Genomic DNA, 24,586 nt, shown 5'->3' with positions numbered 1-24,586 from the left:
GAAGCTAAGCCTCTCAGCGCCGATGGTACTGCAAGGGGGACCTTGTGGGAGAGTAGGACGCCGCCGGACTTAACGTAAGAAAAGATGTGGCCATTGGCCCTCCATCGCGAACTCGTAGGGGAGACCCTCGTTCGCGGTGGTGGCCGGTGGCCATTTCTGTTTTGCCGTACGTCGCTCGACGTCGGCTCCCGTTCGTGATGGACTGGAGTTCGGACGTCGGCCCGACCGACGCGGCACCCAACACAACGACACAGCGGACGAACGCCCGGCCTCGGCTCGGGCACGCGATGAGGAGCAACGGTGGCGAACGACGACGAGCGACGGAACGACGGCGACCGGGGAGATCGACCCCGAGGGGACGATCGAGGCAACCGTCGCGACGGAGCTCCCCGAGGGGACAGCTCCAGTGGCGGCCGTTGGTCGTCGGGTCCGCGTGACTTCGAGCGCCGTGAAGGCGAGCGTCGAGATCGCCCGCAGCGTTCGGATCGGCCGTTCCGTGACGGCGCTCCGCGTCGGGACGACGGCCCACGTCGCGACAGCGCTCCGCGCCGTGATGGCGATCGGCCGTTCCGTTCCTCCGATCGTGATGACCGTCCTTCGTGGCGCAGCGACACCGGCCGTCCGCCTCGCGGCGATGGCCCTCGGGGCGCCGATCGTCCGTTCCGCTCGGACCGTCCGTCCCGCGATGGGGACCGACCTGCCTACCGGGGTGGCTCCGACCGTCCGCGTCGTGATGGCGACCGTCCCGCGTACCGCGGGGGTTCCGATCGTCCCGCGCGCGATGGCGACCGTCCTGCGTACCGCGGTGGTTCGGACCGTCCGGCGCGTGACGGTGACCGTCCGCGTCGTGACGGCGACCGTCCTGCGTACCGTGGTGGTTCGGACCGTCCGGCGCGTGACGGTGACCGTCCGCGTCGTGACGGCGACCGTCCCGCGTACCGCGGTGGCTCCGACCGTCCGGCGCGCGACGGTGACCGTCCGCGTCGTGACGGCGATCGTCCTGCGTACCGTGGTGGTTCGGACCGTCCGGCGCGTGACGGTGACCGCTCGCGTCGTGACGGCGATCGTCCTGCGTACCGCGGCGGCTCCGACCGTCCGGTCCGCGATGGCGAGCGCCCGCGTCGCGATGGCGACCGTCCCGCGTTCCGAGGTGGCTCGGACCGCGGTGGTTCGTCAGACCGCCCGCACCGTGACGGTGGCGACGACCGACGACGCTTCGGGGACGGCACACGTCACGCCGGCGCACGCTTCGGCGAGGCGGCCCGTGACGACTGGGAAGACCGCGACCCGTACGGCACGAAGTCGATCCGACCGCGGCACGACGACCCGGACATCCCCGACGAGATCGACGCGCGCGACCTCGACCCTGCTGCCCGCATGGAGCTGAAGACCCTCAGCAAGGACAACGCCGACTGGGTGGCACGCCACTTGGTCGCCGCAGCGCTGTTCGTGGACGAGGACCCTGAGCTCGCGAACGAGCACGCACTCAGTGCAGCTCGTCGCGCGGGCCGGGTCAGTGTGGTCCGGGAGACCGCCGCGATCACCGCGTACCGCCTGGGTGACTTCGCGACCGCGCTCCGCGAGCTCCGCACGTACCGTCGGATCTCCGGGCGCAACGACCAGCTGCCGATGATGGTGGACTGCGAACGCGGGCTCGGCCGTCCGGAGCGTGCGCTCGAACTGGGGCGGTCGGTGGAACGCTCCGCGCTCGACACCCCGGTGCAGGTCGAGCTCGCCATCGCGATGTCCGGCGCCCGGATCGACCTCGGGAATCCCACAGCCGCGCTCGGTGAGCTGGAGATTGCACAGCTCGACCCGTCGACGGCGTACACGTGGTCCCCGGCGCTCTACAGTGCTTACGCGGCCACGCTCGAGGAGCTCGGCCGTCAGGACGAGGCCGACGAGTGGTGGGCCCGTGTCGACCGCGCGGCAGAAGCCCTGGCCGAAGCCGCCGACGAGAACGCTTGGGAGACAGTTGATGTGGTCGAGGAAACGCTCGAAGTCGAAGAGCCCGGAGACGACACCGAGCCCGCAGACGACGAGCCCGCAGACGACGAGTCCGCAGACGACGAGTCCGCAGACGACGAGCCCGCGGACGACGGCGAACTCGACGACACCGCCCAGCTTGACGACGACGACGCCGACTCCGACGACGACGAGCCAGCCCTCGCCGAACCCGACGTCGTCGGCGAACCCGGAGAAGCCGATCAGCCCGGCGAGATCGACGACGACAACCCCCGCGACGTCGACGGGTCCGCAGCCGACTGACGTCCCGAAGCCGCCGACCGACGGCGTCGACGTGGTCCTCACGGACCTCGACGGCGTCGTCTACCGGGGGCGGAACGCGATCCCGCACGCGGTCGAGGCACTGACGCGTGCGTCGCTGACCGCCCGGGTTGGGTACATCACGAACAACGCGTCCCGCCGGCCGATCGACGTCGCCGAGCACCTCGAGCGCTACGGGCTCGAGGTGTCCGAGGACGACGTCGTCACGTCGTCACAGGCAGGCGTCCAGCTGCTCTCGACCCTGGTGCCGGCCGGTTCGACGGTGCTGGTGACCGGTGGACTCGGCCTGTCGAGCATCGTCGAGGCCGCCGGCTTCACGGTCACGACGAGCGCCGAAGACGCACCGGATGCGGTCATCCAGGGGTTCTCGCCGGACCTCGGGTGGAAGGAACTGGCCGAGGCGTCGTTCGCCCTGGCCGACCCGGCGATCCCGTGGGTCGCGACGAACATGGACTGGTCGATCCCGGTCGAGCGCGGCATCGCGCCCGGCAACGGCACGCTCGTGTCCGCCGTGCACCAGGCCGTCGGACGCATGCCCGTCGTCGCCGGCAAGCCGGAGCGCCCGATCTTCGACGCCGCGGTCGAGCGGTTCGGTCGCGGTCGGACGCTGTTCATCGGTGACCGCCTCGACACCGACATCAAGGGCGCGAACGACGTCGGGATCCCCAGTGTGCTGGTGCTCACGGGCATCGACCAGGCGAAGCAGGTGCTCGCGGCCGACCAGCGCTCGCGTCCGGTGTTCGTGCTCGAGGACCTGCGGGGGCTGTCGCAGCCGTACCCGGTGACCGTCCGGCGGCAGGACGAGGACGGCACCCGCTACGTCACCGTCGGCAGCGCCACCGTGGCGATGCGCGGACACGTCGTGCGGGTGCTCGATGCCGGCACCGACATCGACCGGCTCCGTGCCGGTGCTGCGCTGATCTGGGAGTCCGGACTGGCCATCTACGGCCTCGACGTGGACCCGCAGCTCTACGGCGGCGAGTAGCGTGTCGGACGTGCCGAACCCCGAGCAGCCGTCCGCCGACCTGGAACCGCAGGACGAGTTCGCTGTGCGCACTGCGGCGGCCGAGGCCCTGCCGCTCGTCGAGCGTGCGGACGCCTTCTCGGCGCTCCACGACGAGCTGCGCACGCGGCTCGAGAGCGGCGGCTCCGCGAGTGCCTGAACCGGACGGAGCCGTGCCCGACGCGACCCCGGTCCGCCTCGACGCACTCCTCGCGACCCGCGGCCTCGCGCGGTCTCGTACCGCTGCCACCAAGCTCATCCAGGACGGCCGGGTCACGGTCGACGGCCGTCCCGTCGTGAAGCCCTCGACCCCGACCACGCCGGCAGCCGACATCGTGGTCGACGCGGCCGACGAATGGGTCTCCCGTGCCGCCCAGAAGCTCGTCGGGGCCCTCGATGCCTTCGACGTCGACCCGTCGGACCGCGTGGTGCTCGACGTCGGAGCGAGCACGGGCGGCTTCACCCAGGTGCTGCTCACGCGTGGTGCCCGTCGGGTCATCGCGCTCGACGTGGGGCACGGGCAGCTGCACCCGACGATCGCCGTCGACGAGCGGGTCGCCGTGGTCGAGGGGACCAACGCCCGGAGCCTGACTCGACTCGACTACCTCGCGCTCGACGGCTCCGCTGCCGAGACGACCCTGGTGGTGGGCGACCTGTCCTTCATCTCGCTCCGGCTCGTGCTGCCCGCACTCGCCGCAGCCGTCCCCGCTGACGAGTACGTCCTGCTGGTGAAGCCGCAGTTCGAGGTCGGTCGGGGCGGCGTCCGCGAGGGCATCGTCCACGACGCCGCGCTCCGTGACGACGCCCTCATGAACGTGCTCTGGGCGGCGTGGGACCTGGGCTTCGGGACCGTGGGGCTGGCAGCGTCGCCGATCATCGGGACGCACGGGAACCACGAGTACCTCGCGCACTTCCAGCGTGGTGTCGGTGGCAATCCGACAGAATGGAGAGTCCGGGCAACCGAACTCACAGAGGGGACCGCATGAGCGACGACCGGCACATCCTGCTCGTCTCCCACACGGGTCGCCGTGACTCGATCGACGCCGCTGTCGAGGTCTGCGACCTCCTGCACGCCGCCGGTCTGACCCCGGTGATGCCGTTCGACGAGTACGCCGACATCCGCCGGGCTGAGGCCTCGGTCGGGCAGGTCGACATCCTCGGCGTGGACGTCCAGGCGGACCAGCTCGAGATCGTCATCGTGCTCGGCGGTGACGGCACGATCCTGCGCGCGGCCGAGCTCGTGCGCGAGACCCGTGCGCCGATCGTCGGGGTGAACCTCGGACACGTGGGCTTCCTGGCGGAGAGCGAGCGGGACGCCCTCGCCGAGACCGTTGAGCGTGTCCTGTCCGGTGAGTACCACGTCGAGGAACGCGTGACCCTGCAGGTCGACGTCGTCGTCGGCAACCAGATCGTCTACTCGAGCTGGGCGCTGAACGAGGCGACGATCGAGAAGGCCTCGCGCGAACGCATGCTCGAGGTCGTGACCGAGGTCGACGGCCGTCCGCTCTCGTCGTTCGGCTGCGACGGAGTCGTCGTGTCGACACCCACCGGTTCGACGGCGTACTCGTTCTCCGGCGGGGGCCCGATCGTCTGGCCGGACGTCGATGCCCTGCTGATGGTGCCGCTCAGTGCGCACGCCCTGTTCTCACGCCCGATCGTCGTCGGTCCGGACTGCACGCTCGCGATCGAGGTCCTCCGTCGCACCAGCGGCGTCGGGGTGCTGTGGTGCGACGGTCGCCGGACGCACGACCTGCCGCCTGGTGCTCGTGTCGAAGTGCGACGATCGCCGGACCCCGTCCGTGTCGCCCGTCTCAAGGACGCCCCCTTCACCGATCGGCTCGTCGCGAAGTTCCGACTCCCCGTCACCGGCTGGCGTGGGCCGCAGACCGACGACGAGGAGGACCGTTGATCGAGGAGATCGCGATCCGTGACCTCGGGGTCATCGGCGAGACCACGCTCGAGCTCGGCCCGGGGTTCACCGTCGTCACGGGCGAGACCGGCGCGGGCAAGACCATGATCGTCACCGCGCTCGGGCTGCTGCTCGGTGCTCGCGCCGACGCCGGCTCGGTGCGCCGTGGTGCCTCCAGCGCCGTGGTCGAGGGCCGCTGGAACGTCCCCGAGCACGCGGCCGTCGCCGAACGCGTCGAGGACGCCGGCGGAACGGTCGAGGACGGCGAGCTCATCCTCACGCGCACCGTCTCGGCCGAGGGGCGCAGCCGGGCGACGGTCGGGGGCCGCAGTGCTCCCGTCGCGGTGCTCGGTGAGCTCGCCGACCAACTCGTGACGGTGCACGGCCAGTCCGACCAGATCCGGCTCACCTCGTCGACAGCGCAGCGCGCGGCACTCGACGGTTTCGGCGCGGCTGCGGTCGAGAAGGCGCTCGGCCGGTACGTCGCCGCGTACGACGCCTGGCAACAGCACACGGGCGAGCTCGAGACGTTGACGCGTGATAGAGACGACCGCGTGGCCGAGGCCGACCGGATCCGTGCTGCTTCCGACGAGATCGAGGCGGCCGACCCGCAACCCGGTGAGGACGTCGAGCTCGCTGAGCGCGCCGACCGCCTCGGTAACCTCGAGGAACTCCGCCTGTCCGCGGCGCTGGCGCACGAGGCGCTGTCCAGTGAATCCCTCGACGGCGTCTCCGACGTCGTCGGCCTGGTCGAGTCCGCCCGCCGCGCAGTCGAGCGGGTCGCTGACTCCGACGCGGCGCTGCAGCCCGTGCTCGAGCAGCTCACGGAGCTCGGCATCCAGGCGGCCGAGGCGTCGGCGAGCATCTCGAGTTACCTCGGCTCGCTCGAGCCCGAGGCCGGTCACGACCTCGAGATCATCAACGAGCGGCGCGCCCTGCTCGCGGGACTCACCCGCAAGTACGGCGAGACCGTGGACGAGGTCATCGCCTACGGGCAGCGCGCGAGCGACCGGCTGCTGGAACTCGACGGTGACGACGACCGGATCGCGGCGTTGCAGCATGCGGTCGAACAGGACGAGCAGGCCCTCGGAGACGCATCAGCCGCACTGACCGCGGCTCGTGCCAAGGCGGCGAAGGACCTCGCGAAGCGCGTCACGACCGAGTTGAAGACCCTCGCGATGGCCGGCGCCACCCTGGTGGTCGAGGTGTCCGACGCCGGCGAGTACCGGCGGCACGGCCGCGACCAGGTGTCGATCCTGCTCCAGCCGCACTCCGGCACCGATCCGCGCCCGATCGGCAAGGGCGCGTCGGGTGGCGAGCTCTCGCGCGTGATGCTCGCGATCGAGGTCGTCATGGCCGGCAGCACGACGGTGCCCACGTTCGTCTTCGACGAGGTCGACGCCGGCGTCGGCGGGGCGGCGGCGATCGAGATCGGGCGTCGTCTGGCGAAGCTCGCCGAGCGCACCCAGGTCATCGTCGTCACCCACCTGGCGCAGGTCGCGGCGTTCGCGAACAACCACCTCAACGTGGTGAAGGACGCAAGTGGCGCCGTGACGTCGTCGAGTGTGCGACGACTCGAGGGCGAGGACCGGCTGCAGGAGATGGCGCGGCTGCTCTCCGGGCTCGGGGACAGCGCCAGCGGCGTGGAACACGCCCGCGAACTCCTCGACGTCGCCGGCCAGACGGCCTGACCCGCAACCAAGCAAGCAAGCAAGCGCGAGCGCGGCCCGAACACCCGGCCGCCCACCCCGCGCAACGCCCACGGCGAACCCGGGTCGCGCCTCCCGGCAGTTCTGACGTACGATGGAATCCCGTGGCGGACACTCTCAGCAGCGGTACCCAGGCAAGCACCCCGACCCCGAAGGTGACGAAGCAGATCTTCGTGACCGGCGGGGTCGTCTCGTCTCTCGGCAAGGGCCTGACGGCGGCCAGTCTCGGCAATCTCCTGACGGCTCGCGGCCTCAAGGTCGTCATGCAGAAGCTCGACCCGTACCTCAACGTGGACCCGGGCACCATGAACCCGTTCCAGCACGGCGAGGTCTTCGTGACCGACGACGGTGCGGAGACGGACCTCGACATCGGGCACTACGAACGGTTCCTCGACATCAACCTGGCGCAGTCGGCGAACGTCACGACCGGCCAGGTGTACTCGACGGTGATCGCCAAGGAGCGTCGCGGCGAGTACCTCGGCGACACCGTGCAGGTCATCCCGCACATCACCGACGAGATCAAGCGTCGGATGCGCGAGCAGGCGGAGAACGACCCGCAGCCCGACGTGATCATCACCGAGGTCGGCGGCACGGTCGGCGACATCGAGTCGCAGCCGTTCATCGAGTCGGCACGCCAGGTGCGCCACGAACTCGGCCGCAAAAACGTGTTCTTCGTGCACGTCTCGCTCGTGCCGTTCATGAACGCGTCGGGTGAGCAGAAGACGAAGCCGACGCAGCACTCGGTCGCTGCGCTCCGCTCGATCGGGATCCAGCCCGACGCACTCGTGCTGCGGTCGGACCGTCCGGTGTCGGAGTCGAACAAGAAGAAGATCGCGCTGATGTGCGACGTCGACGAGGACGCCGTGGTCAACGCCGTGGACGTCCCGTCGATCTACGACCTGCCGACACTGCTGAACAACCAGGGCCTCGACCAGGTCATCGTCGACGCCCTCAAGCTCGAGGCCGGCCCGGTCGACTGGACCGCGTGGACCCCGGTGCTCCGGGCCGTGCACGAGCCGAAGAAGGACGTCACGATCGCCCTGGTCGGCAAGTACATCGACCTGCCGGACGCGTACCTGTCGGTCACCGAGGCACTCCGTGCCGGCGGCTTCGCGCACGACGCGAAGGTCACGCTGAAGTGGGTCGTCTCCGACGACTGCACCACGCCCGAGGGCGCTGCGAAACAGCTCGGCGACGTCGACGGCATCTGCATCCCCGGCGGGTTCGGCGTGCGCGGCATCGAGGGCAAGCTCGGTGCGCTGAAGTTCGCCCGCGAGCAGGGCATCCCCACGCTCGGCCTGTGCCTCGGCCTGCAGTGCATGGTCATCGAGTACGCCCGCCACGAGGCCGGTCTCACCGACGCGTCGAGCACCGAGTTCGACCCGGAGACCTCGACGCCGGTCATCGCGACGATGGCGGAGCAGGTCGACATCATCGCCGGCGGCGACCTGGGCGGCACCATGCGCCTCGGCCTGTACCCGGCGTCGTTCACGTCCGGGTCGTTGGCCGAGTCGCTGTACGGTGCGCCGGAAGCGTCGGAGCGGCACCGTCACCGCTACGAGGTCAACAACACGTACAGGCAGCAGATCGCGGACGCCGGCCTGGTGTTCTCGGGCACGTCGCCCGACGGCAGCCTGGTCGAGTACGTCGAGCTGCCGCGCGACGTGCACCCGTTCTACATCGCGACGCAGGCCCACCCGGAGCTGCGCTCGCGTCCGACGAACGCGCACCCGCTGTTCGCGGGGCTCGTCGCGGCCGCGATCGAGCGCCACGAGGCGTCCAGCCTGTTCGATCCGCAGAACGAGGAGCAGGTCGCGTAAGCGCAGCTCAGCCACGATCGGACGGGAGGCGCGGTGCCAGCTGGCACCGCGCGTCCCGTCCGTCGTCTGGTCGTGACCACCGAACCTGGTTCCGGACACGGAACCACGGAACGACGCGGTGTTGTGTCCGGAACCTGGTTCCGCGAGGGGCGCGTGCTTGGATGGTTCCGTGACTGACGCACCCATCGCTGACGAAGCCGCCTCGTTCGAGGTCACCGAGTCCACCGTCGTGTACGAGGGTGCCGTCTGGGACGTGCGCCGTGACGCCATCGCGTACCACGACGAGACGATGGTGCGGGAGTACATCGACCACACCGGTGCCGTCGCGGTCTACGCCGAGGACGACGAGGGCCGTGTGCTCGTGATCCAGCAGTACCGGCACCCCGTGCGGGTGCGCGACTGGGAGCTGCCGGCCGGGCTGCTCGACGTCGAGGGCGAGGACCTCCAGGTCGCTGCCGCACGCGAACTCGCAGAAGAGGCCGACCTCGAAGCGGACACCTGGGAGCCGCTCGTCCGGTACAACACGTCGTCGGGTGGGAGCAACGAGTTCCTGCAGGTCTACCGCGCGCGGGGTGTGCGGGCCACGGCGACCGCCTTCGAGCGTGAGGCCGAGGAAGCCGACATCGTGAAGCGCTGGGTGCCGCGGGCCGAGCTGGTGGAGGCGATCCTCGACGGCCGGCTGCACAACTCCGGACTCGTCGTGGCCGTGCTCGCGGTCGATGCACTCGAGCGAGGCCGCGCGTGAGCCTGCGAGAACTGGTCGACGCAGCCACGTGGACGCACGAGCCCGAGGCCGTGGTGCACGACGGCGGGGTGCTGCGGGTCACGGCAGTCGAGGGCAGCGACGCCTGGCGGACCACGTCGTACGGGTTCGTCCACGACTCCGAGCACGCGCTGGTCCAGCCGCTCGACGGATCGTTCTCGGTCGAGGCCTCGTTCGTCCTCGACTACACGGAGCAGTTCGACCAGGCCGGCGTCTTCCTGCGCGTGGATGAGCGGAACTGGATCAAGGCCGGTGTCGAGGTCTCCGACGGGACGCCGCAGCTCGGCGCCGTGGTCACCCGGGGCTTCTCGGACTGGTCCGTGGCGCCCGTGCCGGAGTGGGTGGGACGCGTGGTGACGGTCCGGGCCAGCCGCGACGGCGATGCCGTGACCATCCGAGCCTGGGCTGACGACGAGGAGCCGCGCCTGGTGCGGGTCGCGTACCTCGATCCTGATGCCGCCGTGTCGGCCGGACTCCTGTGTGCGGCGCCCACGCGTGCCGGCTTGGTCGTGACGTTCACCGGGTACCGGGTCGGGGCCCCCGACGAGGCGCTGCACTGAGCGTGGGCCTGCTGTGGTGATGCCCCTCGACCGTGCCACGGAGACGTACCTGCGGCACGTCGCGATCGAGCGGGGACTGTCGCAGCACACGCTGTCGGCGTACCGGCGTGACCTGGCGGTGTTCACCTCGTGGCTGGCGACGGCTCCGGTGGTCGAGTCCGACGGCGCGGACCGCGCCGGTGGGGCGTCTGCGATCGACGACGTCGGGCGGCTCGCTCGGGCAGACGTGTCGGAGTTCGTGACCCACCTGGCGACGAAGCCGGACGGTCCGTTGGCACCGAGGTCGATCGCCAGGATGCTCAGCTCGGTGCGCTCGTTCACGGCCTTCGCGGCGGGGGAGGGCTGGCTGCCGCTCGACCCCGGCACCGCCGTCCGGCCGCCGAAGGCCCCGATGCGGTTGCCGAAGGCGATCTCGGTCGAGGACATGGAGCGGCTGCTCGGCGCGGTGTCCGTCGATGCCGACGACCCCGTGCAGCTCCGGGACAAGGCGTTGCTCGAGCTGCTCTACGCCACCGGCGCTCGGATCTCCGAGGCGGTGGGGTTGTCGGTGGACGACGTGACCACGCTGTCCGATGACTCGGCCCCCGATGCCGACGGCCTCGCCGTCGTGAAGGTCACCGGCAAGGGGAACAAGCAGCGGGTCGTGCCGCTCGGCAGCTTCGCGCGGGCGGCGATCGAGGCCTACCTGGTGCGTGCGCGGCCGGTGTTCGCGGCACGCGGGCCCTCGACGCCGGCGCTGTTCCTCGGCGCCCGGGGCGCTCGGCTCTCACGGCAGAGCGCGTGGCTCGTGATCCAGTCGGCGGCAGAGGCGGCGGGCCTCGAGGCGCACGTGTCGCCGCACACCTTCCGGCACTCGTTCGCCACACACCTGCTCGAGGGCGGGGCCGATGTGCGCGTGGTGCAGGAGCTGCTCGGGCACGCCAGCGTCGCGACGACCCAGATCTACACGATGGTCACGGCGGACATGCTGCGGGACGTGTACCAAACGGCGCACCCGCGGGCGCGGCGGTAGCGAGCGCGGATCCCGGTTCGGGCATCGAATGAGCAGAAGACGTCGAGTGAGCCGAGGGGACTCGTCGTCTTCTGTTCACTCGACGCGTCAGAAGAGGTGGAGCTGCGCTGACGCGGCTACAGCGCCGGTCGCGACGGACACGACGATGGCGCTCGCCGAAGCGCTCCTCGCGAGCAATCGCCACCCGCCGGTCGCACCGGGCCGGACGACACCGGCGAGACCGCACGCGAGAGCGAGTGCGCTGCAGGCACCCAACGGGTTGCATGCGATCGACGTCAGCGCCAGCAACACCGCGAGCGCCGTGAACACGCACATCCGTCGGTCGCGAGCACCACCGGAGGCCCATGCTCGGGTCCGGATCGAGGCCGTGTGCACCGAGAACGAGGGCCCGGCGGGGGCGATGGCGACCGGCAGGAGCGGCTCCGGACTGCTCGCGAGGAGCCGGGTTGCAGCTCCCCAGGCGTGACCGTCCCACCAGCGGAGACGGCTGGTGTCCTGCGGGTCCGGGAACCAGCCTGCGGCCGGCAGCGTCACGGGGACTCCTCGAGGTGCGGGGGATGGTGCGACTCGAGGCTACGAGACCCCATGCCCGCGCCACAGTCCCAAGCCGGGTGTCGGCACAAGTGCGGACACCCCGCCGTGCGCTACGTTCGGCTTGTGACCTCGACGCTCGACGACTTCTGGGACGAGCGGCGCGGAGAATCGCCCGAGCTGCCGGTCGAGGTGCCGGAATCGTGGCCGTTCGGTGCCACTGCGGAGCAGGCTGACGAGCTCCTCGGCCTCGTGCTCCGTGGGGTGAAGGACGGCACGGCGTCCTCGTTCTGGGACTACGAGGCGACGGGTGACCCGCTACCCGAGGCCGGCGAACTCAGCATCGTGACCGACGGCGCCGGTGTGCCCCGTGCCGTCATCGAGACGACGGACGTCACCATCGTCTCGTTCGACGCCGTCGGGGCCGATCACGCACGAGCCGAGGGCGAAGGGGACCGGACCCTCGAGCACTGGCGGACGGTGCACGAGGCCTACTGGCGCGCGCACTCCGAGAACCCGCGTGGCTTCGAACCAGACATGCCCGTCGTCTGCGAGCGGTTCCGGTTGATCTGGCCGACGCCGACGCCGACGTCACCCGCCAGCGACTGACCAAGCGGGTCAGGCGGGGACGGGTGCCGCGTCGACCTCACGCATCACGCCGGCGACAGCGGCCAGCAGCCGGGCGTTGAAGTCCACCCCGAGCTGGTTCGGCACGGTGACGAGCACGGTGTCGGCAGCGCGGACGGCCTGGTCGGCCGCGAGCTCCGCGACGAGGTCCTCGGGCGAGCCGATGTAGGACCGGCCGAAGCGGGCGAGCCCACCGTCGAGGTGCCCGACCTGGTCCTGCCCCTCGACCTGTGCGCGCACGCCGAAGTAGTGCCGCGACTCGTCGTCGATGATCGGGATAATGCTGCGGGACACCGACACCCGAGGGGTCCGCTCCCAGCCCGATTCCGCCCACACACGCCGGAAGCGTTCGATCTGCTCGGCCTGCAGCTCGTCGAACGGCACACCGGTGTCCTCGGTGAGCAGGGTCGACGACATCAGGTTCATGCCCTGTTCGGCGGTCCACTCGGCGGTGGCGCGGGTGCCGGCACCCCACCAGATCCGGTCGCCGAGCGAGTCGGAGAGCGGGGAGATCGGCAGTGATCCGACCGAGCCGGTCATCTGCGGGTTGGCGTTCGCCATCGGTTCGCCGGCGATGGCACGACGGAACACCGAGGTGTGGGCCCGTGCCATGTCGCCGCCGTTCTCGTCGGTCGCGTCCGGCACGTAGCCGAACTGCTGGTAACCGGCGAGGGCGGTCTCGGGTGAGCCACGGGACACGCCGAGCTGCAGTCGACCGCCGGAGATCAGGTCGGTCGCTGCTGCCTCTTCGGCCATGTAGAGCGGGTTCTCGTAGCGCATGTCGATCACGCCGGTGCCGATCTCGATGCGGTTCGTCTTCGCGGCGATCGCGGACAGCAGGGGGAACGGTGCCGCCTGCTGCGGTGCGAAGTGGTGCACGCGGAAGTAGGCGCCGTCGACGCCGGCCTCTTCGGCCGCGACCGCGAGGTCGATCGCCTGCACCAGGGACTCACGCCCGCTGCGCACCTTCGACCCCGGCACGTCGCGCCAGTGTCCGAACGACAGGAACCCGATCTTCGTCATGTCCATGCAAACGCATTCCGGGAAGCGAGCATTCCGTCGCGACTACGGTGTCCGGCATGGAGGACCCCCGCCCGGCGCTCGGCACCGAACGCGCCCGCAACGAACGGCTGCTCGCCGACGTCGAGCGGAGCATGCGCGACGTCAGTGACGCTCGCCAGGACGCCAACTCGGACGACGAGCACGACCCCGAGGGCGCCACCCTCGCGTGGGAACGCGGGTCGCTCGGCGCCGGCACCTACGGAACCTGCGCGGTCGGTGGGGAACCGATCCCAGCGGCCCGATTGGCTGCCGTCCCGTGGGCCGCGACGTGCGTCGCCCACGCATGACGAACGACTATTTACTCACAGGTGAGATTTCTTTAGTATTTCGCCGCAGACCGCGCGTCGCGCCAGCACGAGTCATCAGCTCCCCGCGATCATGGCGCCATGACGCAGACCATCTACCGCACCGAGCCGATGGCGACCCGTGCCCTCGGCGCTGAGATCCGACATGACCACGAGCGGTTTGTCCAGCTCCTCGAGCGCGTGAGTGGCAAGCAATTCGGGGCATTCGAGAAGGTCGAGTGCGAGGTGCCACACAAGGACGTTGAGACTGAGCGGGGGACAGTTCGTCTCGACGTGCAGCTGACCTTCGACAGCGGACTGGTCGGGATCGAGGCAAAGCTGGACCACGAGCTGACCACGCGTCAGGTCGCCGCGCAGTTGGAGGCCCTCGGCAAGACCGGCACGCTGTTCGTGTTGGTGCCACGCAAGGAGTCGCTCGCGAGTTCGGTCGCAGACGACGATCGTGTCAGCGTGATCGACTGGGACGAGGTGCTCGCCTGCTTCGACGCCCCGCGGCTCGTCAAGGACGACATCGAGGGCGAAGGGCGTCTGCTCAAGACGACCGTCGAGGCTCGCCTCCACGCGCTCGGGCTCCATGAGCGGATGCCCGATTGGGGCATCCGCGTGCAGCGCGGCGACGGTGGTATGCCATCCATTGTCTTCGAGCGTCGCCTGCACGACGGCGAGGACGCGAAGTGGATCCGCGGACAGATGCAGGTTCCAGGACGCGGAATGCCCTCGCATCTCGAGGACACGCAGTTCGAGGGCTTCGTCGGTATCTCCGTGGATCACATGTCCGACGCCGACTTCCCGAATCCGAATCTCACCGAAGAGGCGCCGTCGTGGATCTGGGCGCTTGAGGTGCTGGACGAACAGGTCCTCTCGAAGAACCCGGGCCGGATCGCGGTGAGCCGTGGGTCGGCGGGCAATGGTCGGAAGGGCCTCGGCAAGCACAAGCTGCCGCTCGCGAAGCGCCACCTGTCCGGGCGCACCCACCTGGCAAGGGGCTACGCCGACTGGTCGATCGGCCCGAAGACCGAGCCCGTCGGTCTCGACGACCTGGGCGCTCTCGTCGAGACGATGCTCACGTGGAGCAACGGCTGGTTCGCCGCCCTGCAGGCGGTCTCGCTCACGCGAGCGGACCAGTAGCGGTGACCACCTGACGGCCGGGAGGCGCGGGGCAGGGCCGCCCCGCGCCTCCCGGCCCACGCACCGCGCGTCCACCGCGTGCGCCGCGGATTCCCAGCCGCACGCCCTACGTTTTCGGCATGGACGGCGACCCGAGCGACGGACCCGACGAGCGTCGGGTCGACGGTGCGCCGCGTCAGCGCTTCCAGTGGTTCCACGAGATGCGGACCTGGATCCACGCCAGGCCGCACGTGCACCTGTTCTACAAGGTGCTCGTCGGCATCGTCGGCGGGCTGGTCGTCATCATCGGTCTCATCCTGGTGCCGCTGCCCGGGCCGGGGTGGCTCGTGGTGTTCATCGGGCTGACGGTCCTGGCGAGTGAGTTCCACTTCTTCCACAAGATCATCGTGTGGCTCAAGGCGCAGCTGCACCGCTTCTGGGACTGGGCCAAGCGGCACGGGCCGAAGCGCCTGCGCGATGCTGCCGACCGGGGCAAGGCCGACGTCGACGCCGCCCACACGGGTGCGGCGCGGACGGTCGGGATCCGTGGTCGCGGGCGGGCGCGCGGGGCGAACTCGGCGCACCCGGGGCACTAGCCCGGGCCGTCGCGGTCGGCACCGTGCGAGCGGGCCGACCGGGCGTGCCGGGCGCGACTACTCCGCCGCGACGCGGATCGAACCGGTGGCAGTGCGCTCGATGACCTCGGCGGCCTGCTCCTCGACGGCAGCCGCGTCCTTCGACGTCAGCTGCAGCACGAGGGCGACCACGGCGGCCAGGACGATGAACCCGCCGTACCCGGCGATCACGGGGACCAGGCCGATCGAGGGCTCCAGCAGTCCGCCGATGACCGCGGGGACCCCGAACGCCAGGTAGCTGACGACGTAGATCGTGGAGAGCAGTCCGGCGCGGTGAGTGGGGGCCGCTGTGGCGAGGAGCATCCGCAGGGGTGCCTGGAACCCGGCGCCGAAGCCGACGCCGGCGATCGCGCTGCCGACGACGAGGCCGGGCAGCGAGTGCGCCATCACGAACGCCACGGTCACGATCGGGCCGAGCACCAGCGCGACGAGTCCGAGGAGCACGGCGCGGCGGGCGTCCATCCGCTGCGTCGCGAGCCCGGTCAGTGCGCCGACGCCGGTGACGACGGCGATGAGCGCTCCGGCCGCGAAGTGGTTCGTGATGCCGAACACGGCGCCGAGGGCCGACGGGACGAGCGACAGGAACATGCCGCCGAGGGCCCAGCTGGCGACGAGCGAACCGACGACCCCGCGGAACAGGCGGCGTGACGACCGCGGCACGCTGATCGTCGGGCGCAGGGAGCGGAGGGCTCCCGGGCGCCGCTGGACCTGCTCGGGGACCACGAACAGCGCCAGCACGAGCAGGACGAGGAGTGCGCCGAACACCAGGTAGACGAGCTGCTCCGGTGCCGGCCCCCACTGCACGAGCGCACCGCTCGACATCGCGCCGGTGGCCAGGGCGATCGGCGGGATGACGCCGTTCAGCACACCGGCCAGTGTCGGGTGCCGCTCGAGCGAGTTGTCGATGAGAGCTGCTCCGAGCGCGCCGATGAGCAGTCCGACGGAGACGCCCTGCACGATGCGGTCGACGATGAGCGCGCCGACGCCGTCCGCGATCGCGAACAGTCCGAGCGACAGGGCGACGCCGAGACCACCGGCGACGAGGACGGGCTTCCGGCCGACGTGGTCGGACAGGCGGCCGGCGATCAGCAGGCTGGCGAGCAGGCCGGCGACGTAGATGGCGAAGACACCGGTGAGCATCAGCGGCGTGAGGTGCCACTCGGCCGCGTACACCGGGTAGATCGGCGAGGGGACCGCGGAGGACGCGACCGACACCAGGAGCATCGCCGCGAGGATCCAGAACCCGGCGACCGAGCGAGCTGACTGCTGCATGAGCATCCTTCCGATGGTCGTTGTACGACTGCATTCGTACCGCAGTCTGCAGTACGACGCAAGTCGTACTGTGAGCCGAACGGTGGTAGCGTCCGCTCCATGCCCGCGCACGTCGATGCCCCCGAACGGCTGCCGCAGCCGACCGTGGCCGAGATGGACCTCCCCGTCGTCCTGGACGCACTGAGCGACCCGATCCGGTTGGCGATCCTGCACCGCTACCTCGTCGACGCCGCCGGCGGTGAGCGGAGCTGCGGCTGGGTCGGTGTCGACCGCCCGAAGTCCACGCTCACCCACCACTTCCGGGTCCTGCGCGTGGCCGGACTGCTCGAGCAGCACCTCGAGGGCCTGACCCGCATCAGCCGGGTCCGGGTCGACGACGTGCAGCAGCGGTTCCCGGGGCTGCTCGACCTGGTGTTCGACTGGCAGGTGCCCGCGGCCCTGCTCCGCGACGGACTCGAGTCGTGAGCACGGTGCCAGACGCAGGCGCCGCCGTGCACACGCTCCCCGACATCGGAGCTGACCCGGTCGTGACGACGGCGCTCGCCGCGGACCTCGACGCCGCAGGCTTCACCGTCGAGCGGGTCGACGCACTCTGGGGCACCGAGGCTGCGGCGTCGCTGCACCGGGGGTCGCGGGTGGCGGCGCTCCGTGCCCTGGCCGCCCGCGAGACGTCCCCGCTCGGCACCCTCGCCACCCTGTTCGTGCTCGGCCTGCCGTCGTCTCGAGCGGACGCCGTGGCCGCGTTCCCGTCCGCGGGGCTCGACGCCGTGATCACGGCGGGGCTGCTGCGGGTCTGCGACACCGACGCCGCGGTCGTGGAGCCGACGGTCGACCTGCGCCCCTACGCCTTCGTCGACGACCTCGGCGCCGGTAGCTGGTGGATCGTCTCGGACCTCGGTGAACTCGCCCTCGGCCACGCGATCAGCGAGGAGCACGTCCTCGGCATCGGCGGCGCGACCACCACCCTGAGCGGCCTGCAGGTACCCGTGCCGGTCCGCACGGTGCTGGACCTCGGCACCGGCTGCGGGATCCAGGCCATGCACGCCCGACGCTTCGCCGAGCACGTGGTCGCCACGGACATCTCGCGCCGCGCCCTCGACATCGCCCGCTTCAACGCGCAGCTCAACGGCATCGACGGCATCGACTTCCGGTACGGCTCGCTGTTCGAACCCGTCGCCGGTGAGCGGTTCGACCGGATCGTCTCGAACCCGCCGTTCGTCATCACACCCCGCCGGCCGGGCGTCCCCTCGTACGAGTACCGCGACGGGGGCATGGTCGGTGACGCGCTGGTCGAGACCGTGCTCCGTGGTCTGTCCGAGCACCTCGAGCCCGGCGGGACGGCGCAGCTGCTCGGCAACTGGGAGTACCACTGGGGCGTCGACGGGCTCGACCGCGTGCGCAGCTGGTTCGCGGACACCGACCTCGACGCCTGGGTCATCGAGCGTGAACGCCAGGACCCGACGTCCTACGCCGAGACCTGGATCCGCGACGGCGGCACGAAGCCCGGAACGCCGGTGTTCGACACCCTGATGGGCGCCTGGCTCGACGACTTCGCGGACCGCCGCGTCACCGGCGTCGGCTTCGGCTACGTCGTGGTGCGTCGCGCCCGGTCGGGAGGCCCGGCCAGCCTCCGCCGGTTCGAGCGCATCCCCGAGGCACTCGGCTCCAACCCCGCCGGGCTCGGCGCGACGGTCGCTCGCGTCCTCGACGCGGCCGCCTGGCTCGCCGCCCACGACGACGTCGCACTCGCCGCCGCACACTTGGCGGTGGCGGGCGACGTCACCGAGGAGCGCTACTACTGGCCCGGCAATGACGACCCGACCGTGATGACGCTCGTGCAGGGCGGCGGGCTCGGACGCCGGGTGGACGCGGACACGGCGCTCGCCGCGTTCGTCGGAGCTTGCGACGGAGACCTGTCCGTCGCGGCGATCGTCGGTGCGCTCGCGCAGATCACCGGTGTCGACGAGCAGGCGCTCGCCGCCGACCTGTTGCCGGCGGCGCGCGACCTGGTGCTCGACGGGCTGCTGCTGCCCGCCTGACGCCCCGTTCGCGCGGTCACGCCGGTGTGTTGCTGCGCCGGAGTGCTGTCGAGACGCCGGTGTGTTGCCGAGACGCCGCCAGACCGCCGAGACGCCGCAGGATTCGGCGGCGTCTGGCCGATGTCGGGGCGTCGAGCGTAGACGACGGCGTGATGCTGCCAGGGACGCCCGGTCGTGCTGCCTCCGTGACGCTCAGGCGCGGTGGTCGCGCCAGCTGTGCTCGGGGGAGTAGCCGAGCAGCTCGCGGGCCTTCTCCGACGACAGCAGCGAGCTGACGCCGTCGATGTCCGCGCGGCGCTCGATGTCGGGCACGTAGCGCTCGACGAGCTCGATCGTCGGGGTGTCCATAACGGTGTCGGGACTCGCGATGACGAACGCCTCGAACCCGGTGAACTCGGCCTCGACGGACTTCCGGACCGCCTGGGCGCCGTCACGCGAGTCGATGTACGACCACAGGTTGAAGGTCTTCGCCTCGGGGGTGGCGTCCCACGGGAACGCCGGGTAGTCGGTCTCGTCCATCACGTTCGAGAACCGCAGACCGACCATCTTCAGCTCCGGGTCCCAGCGGGTGAAGTGGCGGGCCATCTCCTCTTCCACGGCCTTGCCGAGCGAGTACGACGACTGCGGCCGGACCGCGAACTCCTCGTCGACGGGCAGGTAGGGCGGGTGGTGCTCGCCCATCGGGATGCCGAGCAGGGTCTCGCTCGACGCCCACACCAGGTTCTTGATCTTCGCGGCGCGAGCGGCGTGGAAGACGTTGATCGACGCCGTGACGTTGTTCGTGATGAGCGCCACGTCCGGCACCTGCCCGGGTGCGGGGACGGCCGCGAGGTGCACGACGGCGTCCACGTGGTCGTACCGGTCGTCGATGCCGAGCAGGGCGTTCAGGACCTGGCCGTAGTCGGTCAGGTCGATGCGGACGAACTGCACGCCCTCGGGCTGGTCGGGAGACGGCACGCGGTCGAGCAACACCACGTCGTACCCGTGCGCATCGAGGTCGCGCACCACCGCTCGTCCAAGCTTGCCGCTGCCGCCGGTCACCACTACACGCGTCATCGCGTCACTCCACATCCTTGTCGGGTCGCCCTGACGGGCACGGCCCATCCTGCCCGGTGTCGCCTGACCCGGCCAGGCCCTGTCCGTACCCCGCTCGGCCGCGCGACACCAGGTTCCGGACACGGCACCACGGAATCGCGCGGTGCTGTGTCCGGAACCTGGTTCCGGCAGGGAGCGTCCGGCAGGGGAGCGACGGGGGAGCGCCCGGCGAGGAGCGCCCGGCGGGGCGCGCAGCGTCAGGGAGTGGGGGCGACCTGGGCGATCGCGAGCCGGGCGACCAGCTCGACATGCTGCGCCATGTCCCGCGACGGGTCGAACAGCCACTGGATCTGCATGCCGTCGGACACCGCGAGCAGCACGCTCGTCAGCTCCTCGGCGTCGAGGTCGGCGCGGAGCCGTCCGTCCTGCTGCATGGTGCGGAAGTCGGCGGACAGGTCACGACGGCTGCGTTCGTAGCGTTCCTGGAAGTACGCGTGCGCCGGGTGCTCGGGGTCGGTCGCAGCGGCGGCGGACAGGTTCACGAACATCTGCACGAGCCCGGGGACCTCGGCGTTGTGCCGGACGATGGCGGCGAGCAACGCGGCCGGGTCCGGCGCCTGCCAGTCGTGCTGCAGGTCCATCTCGTCGCGTCGTCGCAGGATCTCGACCCAGAGCTCGTCCTTGGAGTCGAAGTAGTGCAGCAGTCCGGCCTGGGTCAGTCCGACGGCGTCGGCGATGTCCTTGATGCTGGTGCGGCGGAACCCCTGCGAGGCGACGAGGTCGAGCGCGACCGTGAGGATCTCCTCGCGCTTCGCGATGCCCTTCGCGTACGAACCCCGTCGTGCCATGGCAGGACTGTACCGCTCGGAGTGCACCCAGAAAACCAAGCGTCACTTGGTTTTGGTGTTACCGTGGGCGGAGCCGCCGACGAAGGCGTGCGAGTCACCGATGCAGGTGGCGTACCCGAGAAGAGGTTGCAGTGGCCAACGACGCCCTGACCGTCACCGAAACCCCGACCGGCGTGGCACCCACGCGCGGTCGCGGTGCCCCGCTCATGTACACGCTCGGCATGCCGATCGCGATGCTCGGCCTGTACATCGCCCTGCTGCCACCGGTGCTGGTCGCCATGGCGCTCAAGGTCGCCGAGATCGCGCCGGACAACCAAGCGGGCGTGCTCGGCCTGGCACTCGGTGTCGGCGCGTTCGCGGCGATGGTCGCCAACCCCCTGGCTGGTCGCTTCAGCGATCGGACGGCCGGGAGGCTCGGCATGCGTCGTCCGTGGATCATCGGTGGCACCGTGGTCGGCTTCGCGGGCCTCGTGGTCGTCGCGACGACCACCTCCACCGTCGTGCTGGTCATCGCGTGGGGCGTCACGCAGATCGCCTACAACGCCACGATCGCGGCCTTGACGGCCGTCCTGCCGGACCACGTCACGCGGTCACAGCGTGGTCGGGTCGCGGCGCTGCTCGGGCTCGCGCAGAACCTCGCGCTCGTCGGCGGCACGTTCCTCGTGCAGCTCTTCTCGACCTCGGCGACGCAGATGATCATCCCCGGTGCCATCGGGTCGGCCGTCGTCGTGCTCTACGCGCTCGTGTTCCGCGATCGGGTGCTCGCCGCCCGGCCGACGTCGAGGCTCGGCATCGGGCAGGTCTTCGGTTCGTTCGTCTTCAACCCGGTGAAGCACCCGGACCTCGGCTGGGCCTGGCTGACCCGCTTCCTGATGGTCGCCGCGCAGTACACCGCGGTGAGCTACCTGACGTACTTCCTGCGCGACGACATCGGGGTGGACTCGGAGCACGTCGCGAACGCGGTGTTCCAGGGCACGCTCTGGAACGTCGTGGGCATCGTGCTCACCTCGCTCGTCGCCGGGTGGCTGTCGGACAAGCTCGGCCGCCGCAAGCTGTTCGTCGCGATCGCCGGCATCGTCGGCGTGGTCGGGCTCGTGATCATCGCGCTCGCACCGTCGCTCGGCATGGTGCTCGTCGGCGAGTTCGTGATGGGTGCCGGCATGGGCGTCTTCTACGCCGTCGACCTGGCGCTGATCACCGACGTGCTGCCGTCCGACGAGGACAACGCGAAGGACCTCGGCGTCGTCAACATCGCGCAGGCCCTGCCCCAGTCGATCGTGCCCGCGGCCGCTCCGGGCGTCATCGCCCTGACCGGCGGGTACAGCGGCTTCTTCATCACCGGCGCCGTCGTCGGACTGCTCGGCATCGTCTCGGTGTCCCGCATCCGCGGCGTGCGCTGACCACGCTTCCCCAGGCTCTGAACGAGAGGACCGACCACCGTGACTACCGTGAACGACGTGACCACTGCCTCCAGTACGGCCGAGCGCATCGACGCGCTCGTCGACCAGCTGACCACCGACGAGAAGGTGCAGCTCCTGACCGGGCGTGACTTCTGGACCACCTGGCCGATCGAGAAGATCGGGCTGCGCCGGATCCTGATGTCGGACGGCCCCTCCGGGGTCCGTGGCGAGGTGTGGGATGAACGCGACCCGTCGCTGAACCTGCCCTCGGCGACCGCCCTGTCGGCGTCGTGGGACCGCGCGATCGCGAAGCGCTACGGCGCCGCAGCCGCCGTCGAGGCGCGTCGCAAGGGCGTCGACGTCGTGCTCGGCCCGACCATCAACCTGCACCGCTCGCCGCTCGGCGGCCGCCACTTCGAGGCGTTCAGCGAGGACCCGGTGCTCACCGGTGACCTGGCGGCGTCGTACGTCGACGGCGTGCAGGAGAACGGTGTCGCCGCGACACCGAAGCACTACATCGCGAACGACTACGAGACCGATCGCTTCACCGCGTCGACCGAGGTCTCCGACCGGGCCCTGCGGGAGCTGTACTTGCTCGCGTTCGAGAAGGCCGTGACCGAGGCGCACGCCTGGGCGATCATGTCGTCGTACAACTCGGTCAACGGCGTCACCGCGTCCGAGCACGACCTGCTCGAGACGCCGCTGAGCTCCGAGTGGGGCTTCGACGGCATCGTCGTGTCCGACTGGACCGGTGTGCGCTCGGTCGACTCGGCGAAGGCGTCGCAGGACGTCGCGATGCCCGGGCCGAACCAGTGGTGGAGCGAGGGCCCGCTGCTCGCCGCCGTACGGTCCGGTGACGTGCCGATCGAGGCCATCGACCGCAAGGTCCGCCGCATCCTGACCCTGGCCGCCCGCGTCGGCGCCCTCGAGGGCTTCGAGCCCGTCGCCGCGCAGCCGGTGCACGTCGAGGACGGCATCGCGTTCGTCCGCGAGGCCGAGGCCGAGGGCACCGTCCTCGTCCGCAACACCGGCGTCCTGCCGCTCGACGCGCCTGCTGTCTCCCGCATCGCCGTCATCGGCCACAACGCCGACCAGGCGCGCACCCAGGGCGGTGGCTCGGCGACCGTCGTGCCGTCGAAGGTGGTCTCGCCGCTGGACGGCATCCGTGCGGCGTTCCCGGGCGCCACCGTCGACTACACGATCGGCGCCGTCGTGCAGGAGGGCATCGCGGAGTTCCCGCTGTCGACCATCACGAACCCCGGCACCGGCGAGCCCGGTGCCCGCGTCGCCTTCGTCAAGGACGGCGAGGAGCTGTACGTCGAGGACCGCCGGGCCACCGCGCTGTTCTGGTTCGGCGGCGACGCCCCCACGCGTGAGGCGGACCGGCTCGACATCACCACGACCTACACGGCACCTTCTGACGGCACCGTGCGGATCGGCATCGGTGCGGCCGGCCGGTCGCGCCTGTGGATCGACGGCGAGCTCGTGCTCGACGAGGACGTGCCGTTCGAGGGTGACCAGCTCGGTGCGGCGTTCCTCAACCCACCGGCACGATCGGTGCCCGTGTCGGTGACCTCCGGTCAGCAGGTCGCGATCCGCATCGAGTACGACGTCATCCAGGATGAGACGCTCGGCGGGGTGCTGGCGTACCAGTTCGGCACGGAGCCGTCCGACGACGACCCCGCGGTGCTGATCGAGGCGGCCGTCGAGGCTGCCCGCGGCGCGGACGTCGCCGTCGTCGTGGTCGGCACGAACTCGAAGGTCGAGTCCGAGGGCTACGACCGTTCGTCGCTCGCACTGCCCGGTCACCAGGACGACCTGGTCCGTGCGGTCGCCGCCGTCAACCCGAACACGATCGTCGTCGTGAACGCCGGTTCGCCGGTGGAGATGCCGTGGCGGAACGACGTCGCCGCGGTCCTGCTCACCTGGTTCGGCGGGCAGGAGTACGGCAACGCCCTGGCCGACGTGCTCACCGGCGCGCAGGAGCCCGGCGGCCGCCTGCCCACCACCTGGCCGGTCGCGATGGCGGACGTGCCCGTGCTGGACGTCACGCCCGTCGACGGCAAGGTGTCGTACGACGAGGGCGTCCACATCGGGTACCGCGCCTGGCTCCGTGCGGGCACCACGCCTGCGTACCCGTTCGGCCACGGTCTCGGCTACACGACCTGGACGATCGACGGCGTCGCGGCGGGACCCACGGTGTCCGAGGGTGACGCGGTCATCGTCACCGCGACGGTCGCCAACACCGGGTCGCGCGACGGCAAGCACGTCGTGCAGGTGTACGCCTCGCGGGAGTCGTCGGCGGTGGACCGTCCGGTCCGGTGGCTCGTCGGGTTCGCCCCGGTGCGCCTCGGTGCGGGGGAGTCGACCGAGGTGTCCATCGAGGTGCCGGCCCGGGCGTTCGCGCACTGGGACGGGGCCTGGGCGTACGAACCCGGCACCTTCGCGCTGCACGTCGGCGCCTCGGCGACCGACGAAGCTGGAACCGCGTCCCTCGAACTGGTCTGACCAGTTCGTCCGGTTTCCGCGCATCCGCGACGACTGTTGAGTAGCATCGTCGTGCGCCAGTCGGCTGGTTACCGTCGGCGCACGCACCGACTACGGGGTCGCTGGTTGTGCGACTCGGCCTCCTGATCCGGCTGACGATGCCCCAGCTTCCCCGG

The 24,586-nt window shown here is 70.7% G+C and carries 24 protein-coding genes; 19 read left to right on the top strand and 5 right to left on the bottom strand.

Annotated elements, in window-relative coordinates; genetic code table 11:
* Window positions 1-433 precede the first annotated feature (433 nt).
* The 11 genes from ITJ59_RS09480 to ITJ59_RS09435 all read left to right on the top strand — a co-directional run bounded on the left by ITJ59_RS09480 (window position 434) and on the right by ITJ59_RS09435 (window position 11,062).
* Window positions 434-1,387 (top strand): hypothetical protein, encoded by a 954-nt coding sequence (locus tag ITJ59_RS09480; RefSeq protein WP_194650849.1) that lies wholly within the window; start codon window positions 434-436, stop codon window positions 1,385-1,387.
* Window positions 1,378-2,268, top strand: a complete 891-nt coding sequence (locus ITJ59_RS19605; RefSeq protein ID WP_323749467.1) for a hypothetical protein — start codon at window positions 1,378-1,380, stop codon at window positions 2,266-2,268. The genes ITJ59_RS09480 and ITJ59_RS19605 overlap by 10 nt, the downstream gene beginning before the upstream one ends.
* A gap of 31 nt (window positions 2,269-2,299) precedes the next feature.
* Window positions 2,300-3,271 carry an HAD-IIA family hydrolase gene (locus tag ITJ59_RS09475; protein WP_323749466.1) on the top strand — a complete coding sequence of 324 codons (972 nt, stop codon included), beginning with the start codon at window positions 2,300-2,302 and terminating at the stop codon, window positions 3,269-3,271.
* Window positions 3,272-3,281: 10 nt separating this feature from the next.
* Entirely contained in the window at window positions 3,282-3,449 is a 168-nt protein-coding gene (locus ITJ59_RS09470) for a hypothetical protein (protein ID WP_194650892.1), read from the top strand.
* 13 nt (window positions 3,450-3,462) lie between these two features.
* A complete protein-coding gene (locus tag ITJ59_RS09465) occupies window positions 3,463-4,275 on the top strand; it encodes a TlyA family RNA methyltransferase (protein WP_323749465.1) in 813 nt (270 codons plus the stop codon).
* Window positions 4,272-5,198, top strand: a complete 927-nt coding sequence (locus tag ITJ59_RS09460; RefSeq protein ID WP_194650846.1) for an NAD kinase — start codon at window positions 4,272-4,274, stop codon at window positions 5,196-5,198. The genes ITJ59_RS09465 and ITJ59_RS09460 overlap by 4 nt, the downstream gene beginning before the upstream one ends.
* A complete protein-coding gene (gene recN / locus ITJ59_RS09455; RefSeq protein WP_194650845.1) occupies window positions 5,195-6,889 on the top strand; it encodes a DNA repair protein RecN in 1,695 nt (564 codons plus the stop codon). Before ITJ59_RS09460 ends, recN begins: the two co-directional genes overlap by 4 nt.
* Before the next feature lie 122 nt (window positions 6,890-7,011).
* Window positions 7,012-8,727, top strand: coding sequence for a CTP synthase (locus ITJ59_RS09450; protein ID WP_194650844.1), 1,716 nt, complete (start codon window positions 7,012-7,014; stop codon window positions 8,725-8,727).
* Between the two features lie 169 nt (window positions 8,728-8,896).
* Window positions 8,897-9,472 (top strand): NUDIX domain-containing protein, encoded by a 576-nt coding sequence (locus ITJ59_RS09445; protein WP_194650843.1) that lies wholly within the window; start codon window positions 8,897-8,899, stop codon window positions 9,470-9,472.
* The gene (locus tag ITJ59_RS09440) at window positions 9,469-10,050 is read left to right on the top strand and encodes a DUF1349 domain-containing protein (protein WP_194650842.1); all 582 of its coding nucleotides are present in this window, start codon (window positions 9,469-9,471) and stop codon (window positions 10,048-10,050) included. Before ITJ59_RS09445 ends, ITJ59_RS09440 begins: the two co-directional genes overlap by 4 nt.
* A 19-nt stretch (window positions 10,051-10,069) precedes the next feature.
* Entirely contained in the window at window positions 10,070-11,062 is a 993-nt protein-coding gene (locus tag ITJ59_RS09435) for a site-specific tyrosine recombinase XerD (protein WP_194650841.1), read from the top strand.
* Window positions 11,063-11,149: 87 nt separating this feature from the next.
* Here the strand turns inward: ITJ59_RS09435 and ITJ59_RS09430 are convergent, their stop codons facing one another.
* Window positions 11,150-11,596, bottom strand: coding sequence for a DUF2510 domain-containing protein (locus ITJ59_RS09430; protein ID WP_194650840.1), 447 nt, complete (start codon window positions 11,594-11,596; stop codon window positions 11,150-11,152).
* 123 nt (window positions 11,597-11,719) lie between these two features.
* Here ITJ59_RS09430 and ITJ59_RS09425 point away from each other — a divergent pair, with 123 nt between their 5' ends.
* On the top strand, window positions 11,720-12,202 hold the full coding sequence (locus ITJ59_RS09425; protein WP_323749464.1) for an ASCH domain-containing protein: 483 nt from the start codon (window positions 11,720-11,722) through the stop codon (window positions 12,200-12,202).
* Between the two features lie 9 nt (window positions 12,203-12,211).
* Here the strand turns inward: ITJ59_RS09425 and ITJ59_RS09420 are convergent, their stop codons facing one another.
* Window positions 12,212-13,249, bottom strand: coding sequence for an LLM class flavin-dependent oxidoreductase (locus tag ITJ59_RS09420; RefSeq protein ID WP_194650838.1), 1,038 nt, complete (start codon window positions 13,247-13,249; stop codon window positions 12,212-12,214).
* A 50-nt stretch (window positions 13,250-13,299) separates the two neighbouring features.
* On the opposite strand from ITJ59_RS09420, the gene ITJ59_RS09415 reads away from it, so the two are divergent.
* The 3 genes from ITJ59_RS09415 (at window position 13,300) to ITJ59_RS09405 (ending at window position 15,290) form a co-directional block, all read left to right on the top strand.
* Entirely contained in the window at window positions 13,300-13,569 is a 270-nt protein-coding gene (locus ITJ59_RS09415) for a TraR/DksA family transcriptional regulator (protein WP_194650837.1), read from the top strand.
* Window positions 13,570-13,668: 99 nt separating this feature from the next.
* Window positions 13,669-14,715 (top strand): hypothetical protein, encoded by a 1,047-nt coding sequence (locus ITJ59_RS09410; protein ID WP_194650836.1) that lies wholly within the window; start codon window positions 13,669-13,671, stop codon window positions 14,713-14,715.
* A gap of 119 nt (window positions 14,716-14,834) precedes the next feature.
* Window positions 14,835-15,290: a TIGR02611 family protein gene (locus ITJ59_RS09405; protein WP_228511265.1), complete on the top strand. Its 456-nt coding sequence runs from the start codon at window positions 14,835-14,837 to the stop codon at window positions 15,288-15,290.
* A 57-nt stretch (window positions 15,291-15,347) separates the two neighbouring features.
* Here ITJ59_RS09405 and ITJ59_RS09400 read toward each other — a convergent pair whose 3' ends face one another.
* A complete protein-coding gene (locus ITJ59_RS09400) occupies window positions 15,348-16,601 on the bottom strand; it encodes an MFS transporter (RefSeq protein WP_194650835.1) in 1,254 nt (417 codons plus the stop codon).
* A gap of 99 nt (window positions 16,602-16,700) precedes the next feature.
* Between ITJ59_RS09400 and ITJ59_RS09395 the strand changes: the two genes are divergently transcribed.
* Together ITJ59_RS09395 and ITJ59_RS09390 are read left to right on the top strand one after the other, a co-directional pair.
* A complete protein-coding gene (locus ITJ59_RS09395) occupies window positions 16,701-17,066 on the top strand; it encodes an ArsR/SmtB family transcription factor (RefSeq protein ID WP_194650834.1) in 366 nt (121 codons plus the stop codon).
* On the top strand, window positions 17,063-18,640 hold the full coding sequence (locus ITJ59_RS09390) for a methyltransferase (RefSeq protein WP_194650833.1): 1,578 nt from the start codon (window positions 17,063-17,065) through the stop codon (window positions 18,638-18,640). The genes ITJ59_RS09395 and ITJ59_RS09390 overlap by 4 nt, the downstream gene beginning before the upstream one ends.
* A 192-nt stretch (window positions 18,641-18,832) precedes the next feature.
* On the opposite strand, the gene ITJ59_RS09385 is transcribed toward ITJ59_RS09390, so the two are convergent.
* Together ITJ59_RS09385 and ITJ59_RS09380 are read right to left on the bottom strand one after the other, a co-directional pair.
* Window positions 18,833-19,696 (bottom strand): NAD-dependent epimerase/dehydratase family protein, encoded by an 864-nt coding sequence (locus ITJ59_RS09385; protein WP_194650832.1) that lies wholly within the window; start codon window positions 19,694-19,696, stop codon window positions 18,833-18,835.
* 236 nt (window positions 19,697-19,932) lie between these two features.
* Window positions 19,933-20,523 carry a TetR/AcrR family transcriptional regulator gene (locus ITJ59_RS09380; protein ID WP_194650831.1) on the bottom strand — a complete coding sequence of 197 codons (591 nt, stop codon included), beginning with the start codon at window positions 20,521-20,523 and terminating at the stop codon, window positions 19,933-19,935.
* 131 nt (window positions 20,524-20,654) lie between these two features.
* On the opposite strand from ITJ59_RS09380, the gene ITJ59_RS09375 reads away from it, so the two are divergent.
* On the top strand, window positions 20,655-21,923 hold the full coding sequence (locus tag ITJ59_RS09375) for an MFS transporter (RefSeq protein WP_323749463.1): 1,269 nt from the start codon (window positions 20,655-20,657) through the stop codon (window positions 21,921-21,923).
* 48 nt (window positions 21,924-21,971) lie between these two features.
* The gene (locus tag ITJ59_RS09370; protein ID WP_323749462.1) at window positions 21,972-24,431 is read left to right on the top strand and encodes a beta-glucosidase H; all 2,460 of its coding nucleotides are present in this window, start codon (window positions 21,972-21,974) and stop codon (window positions 24,429-24,431) included.
* Window positions 24,432-24,586: the final 155 nt, after the last annotated feature.

The sequence above is a fragment of the Curtobacterium sp. VKM Ac-1393 genome (genome assembly GCF_015350995.1).
In the GTDB taxonomy this organism is placed as follows: domain Bacteria; phylum Actinomycetota; class Actinomycetes; order Actinomycetales; family Microbacteriaceae; genus Curtobacterium.
This window is presented reverse-complemented; position numbering and strand designations above follow the sequence as displayed.

Bases quoted from the DNA above. Each gene is read 5' to 3' on its own strand.
- ITJ59_RS19605 (WP_323749467.1), top strand. From the start codon at position 1,378: ATGGAGCTGAAGACCCTCAGCAAGGACAACGCCGACTGGGTGGCACGC.
- ITJ59_RS09460 (WP_194650846.1), top strand. From the start codon at position 4,272: ATGAGCGACGACCGGCACATCCTGCTCGTCTCCCACACGGGTCGCCGT.
- ITJ59_RS09435 (WP_194650841.1), top strand. From the start codon at position 10,070: ATGCCCCTCGACCGTGCCACGGAGACGTACCTGCGGCACGTCGCGATC.
- ITJ59_RS09420 (WP_194650838.1), bottom strand. From the start codon at position 13,249: ATGGACATGACGAAGATCGGGTTCCTGTCGTTCGGACACTGGCGCGAC.
- ITJ59_RS09415 (WP_194650837.1), top strand. From the start codon at position 13,300: ATGGAGGACCCCCGCCCGGCGCTCGGCACCGAACGCGCCCGCAACGAA.
- ITJ59_RS09410 (WP_194650836.1), top strand. From the start codon at position 13,669: ATGACGCAGACCATCTACCGCACCGAGCCGATGGCGACCCGTGCCCTC.
- ITJ59_RS09405 (WP_228511265.1), top strand. From the start codon at position 14,835: ATGGACGGCGACCCGAGCGACGGACCCGACGAGCGTCGGGTCGACGGT.
- ITJ59_RS09400 (WP_194650835.1), bottom strand. From the start codon at position 16,601: ATGCAGCAGTCAGCTCGCTCGGTCGCCGGGTTCTGGATCCTCGCGGCG.
- ITJ59_RS09395 (WP_194650834.1), top strand. From the start codon at position 16,701: ATGCCCGCGCACGTCGATGCCCCCGAACGGCTGCCGCAGCCGACCGTG.
- ITJ59_RS09385 (WP_194650832.1), bottom strand. From the start codon at position 19,696: ATGACGCGTGTAGTGGTGACCGGCGGCAGCGGCAAGCTTGGACGAGCG.
- ITJ59_RS09380 (WP_194650831.1), bottom strand. From the start codon at position 20,523: ATGGCACGACGGGGTTCGTACGCGAAGGGCATCGCGAAGCGCGAGGAG.